Source organism: Paenibacillus sp. D2_2, assembly GCF_031199965.1.
In the GTDB taxonomy this organism is placed as follows: Bacteria; Bacillota; Bacilli; order Paenibacillales; family Paenibacillaceae; genus Fontibacillus.
In genome coordinates this window covers 2,824,641-2,835,981 of record NZ_CP133605.1, presented here as the reverse complement: position 1 = coordinate 2,835,981, position 11,341 = coordinate 2,824,641, and the positions used below count along the sequence as shown (strand labels likewise).

Sequence of the window (11,341 nt, the reverse complement as noted above, 5' to 3'; positions counted from 1 at the left end):
GTTAGCTATATTTCCGATACCGCAACAGAAGCGGATAGAACAGAATACCGCTGACAATTAACGCAATTCCAAGTAGAAATGTCTTAAGGTTTGCTGTTCCCGCTATGATGACCCACAGCGAGTAAATAGCGGCCAGAGTTGCAATAATCCCCTCGGTCACCCGTTCTTTACGTATTGAGTAAGTTTCACCGTTCCAGATCAGCTTAAGGTGATATATCGATGCGATCAGGTAAGGAAGCAAATAGGCGAGCGTAGCAATATAGATAATAAAATCAAAAGCTGCAGAGATGGAGCCTGAGATTGTGGACAGTAGTAAAATCTGACCGAACGCATTCGAGATCCATAGCGATGTCTTTGGCATTCCCTTGTTATTTTCTTTGATAAAAGACGGAAGGAACACTCCCTGCTTGGCAGCCTGAAATGGAACCTCACTACTAAGCAGCACCCAACCGATCGTAGAGCCGAGCAGACTGACTAATCCTAGACCAGCAAGTATTTTACCAGCAACGGGACCCAACACACTAGAAATGCCGTCCACTAACGGATTTTGAGAAGCTATCAATTGGTTCTGTGTGAGCAGACCCATTGTCAATACACTGATGCCCACATAGAGCACAATGGCAATGAGCAGCCCCGCAATCGTCGCGCGGCGGATATCCTGCTTGCGACGCGCTCTTGCAGCGAATACCATAGCGGACTCAACGCCGATGAAAGCCCACAGGGTTGCAACCGCTGCAGCATTAACCTGAGAGAGCAAACCAAGTGTCTTCCCACTGTCATTCGTACGTGGTGCCAGAAATGGCCCGATATTGCTCTTTTGGAACGCAAACAGGGCGATAATGATAAAGAGAGTGAAGCCGATAACCTTAGTCGCTGTGGCGATAAAGTTTAGCATGCCTGCACCTTTCATACCTCTAAGACAAATGGTGTGGGTTCCCCACAGTAGTATCGAGCAGACGAGAAATGTTAGGACATTTCCGGCTTGTAACGTAAAACTTCCTACGGTGAACCATACCTTATCACTGGTAAGCACCGGACAAAAAGTGGATAAGTAACTCGCGAAGGTCGTGATTACCGCCACAAAACCTGCGATATTGCCGATCCAGTATCCCCAAGTGGCCATAAATCCGGCCAAAAGGGAGCCTTGAGAACCTTCACGAAACAGCTCCTTGGCATAGATCTGCGGGCCGCCACTAAGTTCAGGTTTACGGACAGCCAAGCTGCCGAATACTAACGCCAGTGTAAGTACACCGAGACCCGTTGCGGCCCAGGCAAGAATGACTCCGGCAGGACTTGCCGCTTCCGACAGCGACCTTGGTAGCATGAAGATTCCGGAACCGACCATATTGCCGACCACAAGTGCGGTCAGGAGCCAAAACCCCAATTTATGTCTGGTCATGATGAAGAACCCCTTTTGCAAAAGTGTTAAAAAGGTAAGAAATAAAAATAAAGCAATCTATTTATGAAAAATGTACTGACAAGTTTCTATCATACTCTTTTTCATGGTAAAGCACCAGAGTGAATTTCAACTGCATACAGCGGTAAGTATTTAGAACCATTTTCACAAATCATGTTACTCCTTGATACTTGAGACCTTCTACTCGGGTATTATTTTTTATAACTGGATTTTTTTGTCTTTAACTCCTAACATACACAGATATAAACTACAGTTGTAGACAGAACTTAATTTAACAATGGTTAGTTATTAATGAGGTGTTGAATTAGTTCTGCCCAACGTACTCGATGTACCAATATTAGGAGGGGTAACATGTCAAAGACCCGTATTAAAGTCTTGAAGAGCATCACCGCGGCAGCCGTTGTTCTCAACTTGCTCGCCATTCCGATGGTACCTGCATTCGCAGACAGCAGTAGCAGCGGATCCAAGGTGAATCTACGGATCATGGAGACAACCGATTTGCACGTGAACATGGTCAACTATGACTACTATGCGGATAAGCCCACCGACGAATACGGATTTGCCAAGACGGCGAGCCTGATCAAGGCGGCTAGAAGCGAAGTGAAAAACAGTATGTTGTTCGACAACGGGGACTTGATTCAAGGTAATCCACTGGGTGATTTTGTAGCTAAAGTGAAACCGCTTACAGATGGTGAAGTGCATCCGGTATACAAAGCAATGAATTTGATGGATTACGATGCAAGCGGCGTCGGCAACCATGAATTCAATTATGGCTTGGATTTCCTGAAGCTGTCGGAAAAGGGAGCGAACTTCCCGATTGTCAATGCCAACGTTTACAAGGACGACGGGGATAAGGATGACAGCAATGATGTAAACTATTTTACCCCTTATACGATTCTGAATAAGAAGGTAACAGATGATAACGGCAAGGAGCAGACGATTAAGGTCGGTGTGATCGCGTTCGTTCCTCCGCAAATTTCGCAATGGGATAGTGCCAATCTGGAAGGCAAAGTCATTGTGAAGGACATTGTTGAAACGGCCAAAAAGTTCATCCCTCAGATGAAGAAGAAGGAGCCGACATTATCATCGCGATTCCTCACTCTGGCTTCGAAGACATTCCACAGACTCCTCTGATGGAGAATTCGGTTCTCTATCTGAGCCAGGTGGAAGGTATTGACGCCATCCTGTTTGGACATGCGCATAAAACGTTCCCAAGTGCGGATTTCAAGGGCAAAACTGGCGTTGATCTGGAGAAGGGAACCATTAACGGAGTACCTTCGGTCGAACCTGGATTCTGGGGCGATCATCTCGGTATCATCGACCTAAACCTGGAGAACGCGGACGGCAAGTGGAAGGTGGTCGATTCGAAAACCGAAGCACGCCCAATTTATGATACAGCGAACAAGAAGTCGCTCGTGGATACCGATCAAGCAATCGTGGACGCAGTTAAGACGGAGCATGATGCTACGATCGAATATGTACGCGGACCAGTAGGCAATACTAGTGCGCCAATCAACAGCTATTTTGCGCTCGTACAGGATGATCCATCCATTCAAATCGTCACCAATGCTCAGAAATGGTATGTCGAGAAGAACCTAAAGGGTACCGAATACGAGAACCTTCCAGTGCTGTCGGCAGGGGCTCCATTCAAGGCGGGGGACGTAACGGAGCGTCTTATTATACGAACATTCCGGCAGGAACGATTGCGATCAAGAACGTATCTGACCTCTACGTGTACCCGAATACCGTACACGCCGTTGTGGTCACGGGAGCCGAAGTGAAGGAGTGGCTGGAATGGTCCTCAGGCCAGTTCAACCAAATCGATCCTTCCAATACGACGACCGAGCAGCCGCTCGTTAATATGGATTTCCCAACGTACAATTATGACGTCATCGACGGAGTAACCTATCAAATCGATGTGACCCAGCCGAACAAATATGATACGAAAGGCAATGTGGTGAATCCTTCGGCCAACCGGATCAAGAATTTGCAGTATGACAGCAAGCCGATCGACTTGAAACAGAAGTTCGTCGTGGCGACCAATAACTATCGCGCTTCGTCCTCGAAGCTCGCCAATCCGGACGGCAAGCGGATCATTATGGCTGCTCCAGACGAAAACCGCCAAGTCATTATCGACTATATCCGCGACAACGGAACCATCAACCCGTCTGCTGACGGTAACTGGACTTTTACACCTGTCGATGCCAAGTTGAACGTAACCTTTACATCCTCTCCGGATGCGAAAAACCTTGTGGCCAGCAGTAAAAACATGAAGTACATCGGCGCGGCCGAGGACGGATTCGCAAAGTACGGGCTCGATCTGTCGGTCAGCACGGGGAGTACAGCGCCGGTGACAACACCGGAAACTAAACCGGAGACGCCTACCAAGCCGTCTGTGCCTTCAACTCCGGCGAAGCCTTCGCAGCCGACCAAACCGGCACCGGCACCGGAAACTTCCAGCAAAGTATATGTCATCAAGAAGGGTGACACCCTGTACCGCATCGGCATCAAGTTTGGCGTGGACTGGAAGAGCATCGCCCATCTCAACGGGATTACGAACGTGTATAGATTGCAGATCGGACAGAAAATCATGATTCCATAGGGCGTGTGCTAAATTAGATTTCTTACGGTTGCACCAGTGGTTATTGCATGGAAATAATCACTGGTGCAACTCTAACGGTTCTAGTTGACGTTATTTGATCAAATATGATAGTTTTTTGCGAAAAACACCCAAATAAGCTCGTTCGTAACCGGTAAAATTTGAAACAGGGCATTTTGAGTTAAATAAGCGTTGTCATAACCGTTAGAGTTTGAGAGTAATGATCTGGCTGTATGTGCACCGAGGACAGTTTAGTGGATCAGTTTTAAAGACTTCAAGGTTCAAACAGCAACTGAAACATAATAAAGGGCAGCTTCGCTTCCTGCGACGGCTGTCTTTTTTATGTCTTCTCCTGAGACTGGACCATGGATGGAAGTTAGGAAATAGCCACAGAAATTTCTTCAACATCCTACGTTTCATGAATATGATACAGAGACCGCTAGCCTATCTCGTTACGAAACAAGCAGTAAGGACTAGGTGTGTCTCATTTCGGATCAAGTCTTTTACCTAAGTATTTAATCAGGTGAAGTTCAATACATGATCATTTTCTCATCCAACTCCTCTTTCCAGCAGGTAATCTTTCACATGCAAAATTGGAGCTTACTAAAAATGAGGTGATGTAGTGACAACCAGCATCATTATTTTGACTCATGATCAACTTGCTTTAACTTCCAAGTGCTTACAAAGTATTCGAGAGCATACCCAGGATTATGAACTAATAGTGGTCGATAACGGATCAACGGACGGTACGGTTGCTTATTTAAACAGACAACCTGATGTAATCGTTCATATTAATAACGAAAATCTTGGTTTTGCAAAAGGGTGCAACCAGGGGATTGAACTAGCAAAGGGGGAGAATATTCTTTTTTTAAATAACGATACGATCGTAACGGAGCATTGGTTGGATAATATGCTGTCTGTTCTGTATGAAAATGAAAGAGTAGGAATGGTTGGACCTGTGACGAATTATTCGAGCGGTCATCATCAAATCCCAGTAACTTACACCGATCTGAGCGAACTAGATTCATTCGCACGACAGCAATGTGAAGATAACGCAGGCTGTTATACGGATGTAAGACGCTTGGTCGGTTTCTGTCTATTAGCCAAGAGATCAGTTCTCGACGAAATCGGAAATTTTGATGAAACGTTCGGTCTAGGCAACTATGAGGATGATGATCTTTGTTTGCGCGCTTTACGCAGCGGATATCTGCTAAGAGTGGTCCATGATTCTTATATTCACCATATCGGTCATGCGACGATGCATCATTTGCAGGATACAAGTCTAGGCGTATTATTGATGCAAAATTCTCATAGAGCATGCGAGAAGTGGGGAAGGACATACATCAGCTTATTTATAAACCTCTCACTAAGGTCAGTCTGTGCATGATTACGCTGGATGCCGAGTTGACGCTTAGTCGATCGTTAGATTCGATAATTGACGAGGTGGATGAAGTGATTATTGTTGATTTGGGATCAACCGACAAGACGGTCGAAATCGCCAGTAACTATACTCCTCATGTATTTCACTTTTCCAGTCAGCACGATGACGAGGCTCCATACCGATATGCGTTTGAACAAGCAACAGTGCCGTATGTCCTGTGGATGGAGCAAGGTCAGGTGTATACCAATAAGTACATTAAGAACCTTTGGAGCTTGAAATTCATGCTTGAAGAGGATCAAGATATGATGGCTATGATCGATGATACCTTCTTATTTCGTAGAGCAGCTGGGTTTCAAATGCCGGCAAGCCCGAAGGAGGAGCGGACACATTGATCACGATTAGTTTATGTATGATTGTTAAGAATGAAGAGGAATCTCTCGCAAGATGTTTATCATCCGTTAAGGGGATCGCTGACGAAATTAATATTGTAGATACAGGCTCAACCGACCGAACGAAGGAGATTGCCTCGCAATTTACTGACCGAATTTTCAATTTTGATTGGATTGATGATTTTGCAGCCGCTCGTAACTATGCATTTAGCAAAGCAACAAAAAAATATATATTATGGCTGGACGCAGACGATATCATTAAGGAAAAGACGGCTGCTATTTATTCAACTAAAAAAGAAACTTCCCTTCGAAGTAGATAGCGTCGCTATGAATTATTATCTTTCCTTCGATGAGGCGGGTAATGTATCTTCCAGCTTGAAGCGAAACCGTTTGGTCCGTAGAGACCGAAACTTTCAATGGATAGGTGCAGTACATGAATACCTGGAAGTATTCGGAAATATACAGAGCAGTGAGATTGGTATCACACACGGTAAAGACAAAGCTTACACCGACCGTAACTTGCAAATTTATCTCAAACGAGAGCAGGAAGGCAAACCATTTACACCAAGGGATTTATACTATTTCGCGAATGAACTACGCGATAATGCTCATTTTAATAAGTCGATCCTGTATTACGAACAATTTCTTGATGGCAAGGAAGGGTGGATTGAAGACAATATCCAGGCGTGCTTAAAGATGGGGATTGTTATGCACAGCTTGGTAATGAGGAAAAGAGAGTCCAATCTATATGCCGGACTTTGCTATACGATAAGCCAAGAGCTGAATTCTGCTGTACGATGGGAAGTCATTTTTTGGAGAAAAATCATTATCATATTGCGATATATTGGTATACAGAAGCAACAAATTATAAGCCGGACAGCAGTAACATGAGCATGGATAGTCCGCATTTTTATACTTGGTTGCCTCATGTACAACTATGCCTTTGCTATGATCGACTAGGGCAATATGAGAAAGCAAATGAGCATAACGAGATTGCACTGTCCTACCATCCAACGCATCCAAGCATGCTGTATAACAAAGAATATTTCCAGAAGTTGTTTGCAGAACGCGAGAAATAAATATGAAACGAATGATACGTTGGTAAAACTCAATTAAGAACCAGCTAGAAAGTATGTCTCACCCTGGCTGGTTCTTTGGTTATTACTCTGAAGTATGATTTCATATACAGCAACAAGCGCAATTGCATGGCTCAGTCGTGGATGAGAGAGGAGGATCAATGATGCAGCCCAATACAATTCTTTTTATTATTTGCATTAACGATGAGAGCATATATCAGCAAGCCAGAAGACAGATCGATAATTTGCTGGTACCGCCCGGATTCACTGTAGAAGTGATGCCTATTAGGCAAGCGAGCAGCATGACAAGCGCTTATAATCGGGCATTGGAGCATACAGCAAAATACAAAATATATATACATCAGGATACGTTTATTGTTTACAAGAACATGTTAATAGAATTAATAGCGTTATTTCTTCGATACCCGGAGCTTGGCATGATAGGTCTTGCAGGCTGTGTAACAGTTCCTAGTAACGGGATCTGGTGGGAAGATTCATCACTGGTAGGCCAAGTGATCGAACATCGTAGAGAGACATATCAACTTCTTCGATTCGAGAATGGATGGCATGAGTCTGAGGAATATATCCGGGTGCAAGCCATCGATGGATTCTTTATGGCTACGCAGGTTGATGTTCCCTGGAGAGAGGATTTGTTCGACGGCTTTCATTTTTATGATACTTCACAGTCCTTAGAAATTCAGCGTGCTGGATATGTCGTAGGTGTACCTGTCGTACGAAGCTCGTGGTGCATACATTATAATGGCGACGACTTCGATTATGTGGCATATGAGAAGTATCGAACGATATTCGTTAATAATTATTTCTCGGATGCTGATCATGCACGTGGCGAATAACGACCGTCTGGGAATCTTGATACCCACTACAAAGAATCTCGGGTTAAGTTGTTTTGCCAATAGAATGGCTGGGGGGGAGTTAATGAACGAATGGAAAAAACTTAATCCAATCTTCGAGTATGATCAAATTGACTCGCGTATTTTGCAACATTCAGCTTGGAGAGGACATTGTCGTTTCGCTTATGATCTAATCCATTATTATCAGCCAAATACCATTGTAGAGTTAGGTACACATTGGGGGACTTCCTTTTTTAGTATGTGTCAGGCAGTCGAGGACGGCAAACTACCTTCTTCATGTTACGCAGTTGATACTTGGGTTGGGGACCCCCATGCTGGTCATTATGGTAATGAAGTATATGATACTGTTTCAGTCATCTCAACTACAATATACCCACGTTTTACGCATCTGCTAAGAGCAACTTTTGACGAGGCAGTAATGCAGTTTGAAGATGATTCTATTCAAATACTTCATATCGACGGATTTCATCAATATGACGCAGTAAGTCATGATTATGAACTCTGGCTTCCTAAGCTTGCTGAAAATGGTATTATAATGTTTCATGATATTTCGTGTCACACACCCGGGTTTGGTGTATGGAAGTTATGGGAAAGTTTAAAAGAAAAGTTACCTTCGTTACAGTTTGAACATTCAAGTGGTTTAGGAATTTTGTTTCCAAAAGGAATAACTGAACAATATGCCATACTAAAAAATCAATGGCCAGAACTAAAAGCATACTATGAGAGCTTGGAAGCGTAGAGGGTACTATAGGTGCTACAGGTGTTCTTGATACCGGGAGTCTCACTTTTTTAATCAAAAACCCGGCTTCCGGTATTCGCACTTATTGACACGATAGGCAAGCCCCTTACGCCGTTTGATATCAAAGCGAATGATTCTGGGCCACCATACATAAAAGTTACGACGAATATTTCCGTGATATCGATCCGATTGCCACAGCCATACAAAGCTAGTTGAAACGTTATCGAAATCAAAAAGGTAAATAGTAACAAGTTAATTTAATGCAATAATTGAATAATGTCAACTTAAAAGACCGCAACTCAATGAGGGGCGGTCTTTTTATAATCATCAGGTGATACAACAAACTTATTCTTATAAAAACAGTTTTGTTACTAGTGTTACTGATATGTAAGGAATGATATGCCGAAAAGGTATATTATATTTTTTGGTCATCATGATAGGAGAGGAAGTATAGGAATGAAAGGATTATTTAAACGTAAGAAATTGGTAGTAGTAGCGATTGTGGGGTCAATGACATGTATGAGCATTTTGGGCATGACTAGGATTCAAGCAGCTTCCATAGGGTTTAGTAAAAATAATATTGCTACAGGTTTTACGACATGGTCTGAGCAGTATACAGGCAAAGGTGTCAAAGTAGCGGTTATTGATACAGGCATAGCGATGGATCATCCTTTGTTCAAAGGAAATATTAAAAAAACATACGATTTTGTTGAGAATGATTTAAATCCTCAAGATGAAAAAGGGCATGGAACACATGTGGCAGGCATTATCATGCAACAGGCTCCGGATGCAGATCTTTTGGTTTATCGGGCATTAGTTGGAAATCCTCAGGAAGCTGGAGATACTCCACTCGTTGTAAAAGCTATTAAGCAAGCCGTCATAGATGGCGCACAGGTTATTAATTTATCATTAAACGCTGATATAGATGCGCCGAATGAACCTGTTGCTCAAGCTGTAGCAGAAGCGGTAAAACAAGGTGTCGTAATCGTAAAGTCGGCTGGTAATATTGGTGAAGATTGGGCAATCACATCGCCTGGCTATGGAGAAGAACCCATTGTTGTTGGTGCAACCCAGCAGGCACGCACAGATACAACACTTCTAAGTGGGACGACGGAAATCCATTTACTACCATTATATGGAGCCAAAGAGTTTCCGACATCAGGTGCAGCTTCATTTATGTATGCAGGTAAGATTGCACCAGAGAAGTTGAAAGACTCCAAGTATTGGGATAAGAATTTGGTCATTGAACTGTCAGATGAAGATGTGGATGTAGATCCATGGTACACGGCTGCCCATAAAACCGGAGTGAAGGGGATTCTATTCGCCCTTCCTAATATGGAATATCAAGGATCTACCATGCAAATCAAGGCGGATGCTGATCTGATTGAAATGATCCCTGGCGCAGTACTATCGATGGAAGATGCTCGCAAGTTAAAGGATGCTACCTCTAAGGAATGGACATGGGGCAGCATGAATACTGAGGAGCGTGTAGGAGATATAAGTTCACGAGGACCCGCTGCAGGCACTTGGCTTATGAAGCCTGATCTTGTAGCTCCAGGAATCAACATTTACAGTTCGAAGCCTGGAGACGAGAAATACAGTTTGTCTAGCGGTACGAGTATGGCAGCACCACAAGTAACCGGGGCTGTTGCGTTATTGCTAGAGGCACACCCAGACTGGACACCTGTGATGGTTAAGTCTGCTTTGATGCAACATGCGAATCAACTTGTAAATGAACAAGGTACGCCATGCCTTCGCACGGAACAAGGTGCAGGAAGTGTCAATTTTGAAGTAGCATTAAAAACGAACACCTTTATCGAGCTGGCAAGTCTTTCATTTGACCCGATCTCAGTTGATAACAAAGAAGCGAGTCCAGTAAGAACTAAATCTTTTGAACTTACGAATACCTCATCCAAGTCAATTACGTATCAGCTTGAAGCACATAATGAAACGGCTCCAGGCGAACTAAATATGGATTTACCAGAGAAAATCACCGTGCAGCCTAATCAAACCGTCAAGATTCCAGTAAAGTGGATGGTTGATAAGCAGCAAGAAGCAGGGATATGGACAGGTTCTATTCAAATCAAAGGGAACAACGATACGTTAAGATTGCCTGTACTATTAATCAACCAGGTCAAGTCCTATCCTTTAGTCATGGGACTGAACATGGATAATTCGATGTTTGCTCCATCAGGTGATATCGAAAGAAGAACCGCAGTTATTGATTATTATGCGACCGTTCCGGCGCAGCGGATTATGATAACCGCGACCCGAAATGATGAAGAACCTAAATCATTAGCAGGGAAAACATATGTGCTATTGAGCCAAGCTAATCATCCAGAAGGATTATTTCATTATAAGTTTACTGGAAAAGATATTTATGGCGCTCAACTACCAAATGGTGATTATAGCATAAAGGTGAAGAGCTTCGCGGAACAGAGACAAACGATTATAGAGGATACCACGCTATTCATTGACACGAAGGCTCCTGAAATTAAGAATATCAATCCAAGCAAGGCAGTTAAAGGGCAGCTTCTTGGGGAAATTGACGATCAAATGATTCGTCATCCGATAACTCGCATCTCTATTACGAAAGAATTCGAGCGTCAACACAAATATGATGTCCCTCTAATTAAAATGCAATGGAGTATGGATGGAAAACATTGGAACTATGTTCGTGTTAATGAAGAGGAACGGAGATTCTTTGCTGATTTTTCTTCATTTATGAAAACAAGTGGGAAGCAAAAGATTGATTTGCGTGTACAAGACGCATTTGGGAATCATGCGATTCGTACAATCGAAGTACAGATAAAGAAATAATCTTAATAAGACTATAATGACTGCCAACATTAGTGTGGCAGTCATTTG

At 43.3% G+C, this 11,341-nt stretch carries 6 protein-coding genes and 2 pseudogenes; 7 read left to right on the top strand and 1 reads right to left on the bottom strand.

Going from position 1 to position 11,341, the window contains the following annotated elements; genetic code table 11:
* Window position 1: 1 nt before the first annotated feature.
* Window positions 2-1,399 (bottom strand): amino acid permease, encoded by a 1,398-nt coding sequence (locus tag RE628_RS14415; protein WP_309159285.1) that lies wholly within the window; start codon window positions 1,397-1,399, stop codon window positions 2-4.
* Window positions 1,400-1,768: 369 nt separating this feature from the next.
* Here RE628_RS14415 and RE628_RS14410 point away from each other — a divergent pair.
* From RE628_RS14410 to RE628_RS14380, 7 genes and pseudogenes are all read left to right on the top strand, one after another.
* Window positions 1,769-4,019, top strand: a pseudogene (locus tag RE628_RS14410) (bifunctional 2',3'-cyclic-nucleotide 2'-phosphodiesterase/3'-nucleotidase).
* A 619-nt stretch (window positions 4,020-4,638) separates the two neighbouring features.
* Window positions 4,639-5,403, top strand: coding sequence for a glycosyltransferase family 2 protein (locus RE628_RS14405; RefSeq protein WP_309159284.1), 765 nt, complete (start codon window positions 4,639-4,641; stop codon window positions 5,401-5,403).
* Complete coding sequence (locus RE628_RS14400; RefSeq protein WP_309159283.1) at window positions 5,400-5,789, top strand: glycosyltransferase; 390 nt, start codon at window positions 5,400-5,402, stop codon at window positions 5,787-5,789. Before RE628_RS14405 ends, RE628_RS14400 begins: the two co-directional genes overlap by 4 nt.
* 17 nt (window positions 5,790-5,806) lie before the next feature.
* Window positions 5,807-6,865, top strand: a pseudogene (locus RE628_RS14395) (glycosyltransferase).
* A gap of 161 nt (window positions 6,866-7,026) precedes the next feature.
* Window positions 7,027-7,716 (top strand): glycosyltransferase family protein, encoded by a 690-nt coding sequence (locus RE628_RS14390; protein ID WP_309159466.1) that lies wholly within the window; start codon window positions 7,027-7,029, stop codon window positions 7,714-7,716.
* Between the two features lie 82 nt (window positions 7,717-7,798).
* Window positions 7,799-8,473 carry a class I SAM-dependent methyltransferase gene (locus tag RE628_RS14385; RefSeq protein ID WP_309159282.1) on the top strand — a complete coding sequence of 225 codons (675 nt, stop codon included), beginning with the start codon at window positions 7,799-7,801 and terminating at the stop codon, window positions 8,471-8,473.
* 456 nt (window positions 8,474-8,929) lie between these two features.
* Entirely contained in the window at window positions 8,930-11,293 is a 2,364-nt protein-coding gene (locus RE628_RS14380; protein ID WP_309159281.1) for a S8 family peptidase, read from the top strand.
* Window positions 11,294-11,341: the final 48 nt, after the last annotated feature.

Bases quoted from the DNA above. Each gene is read 5' to 3' on its own strand.
- RE628_RS14415 (WP_309159285.1), bottom strand. From the start codon at position 1,399: ATGACCAGACATAAATTGGGGTTTTGGCTCCTGACCGCACTTGTGGTC.
- RE628_RS14400 (WP_309159283.1), top strand. From the start codon at position 5,400: ATGATTACGCTGGATGCCGAGTTGACGCTTAGTCGATCGTTAGATTCG.
- RE628_RS14390 (WP_309159466.1), top strand. From the start codon at position 7,027: ATGCAGCCCAATACAATTCTTTTTATTATTTGCATTAACGATGAGAGC.
- RE628_RS14385 (WP_309159282.1), top strand. From the start codon at position 7,799: ATGAACGAATGGAAAAAACTTAATCCAATCTTCGAGTATGATCAAATT.
- RE628_RS14380 (WP_309159281.1), top strand. From the start codon at position 8,930: ATGAAAGGATTATTTAAACGTAAGAAATTGGTAGTAGTAGCGATTGTG.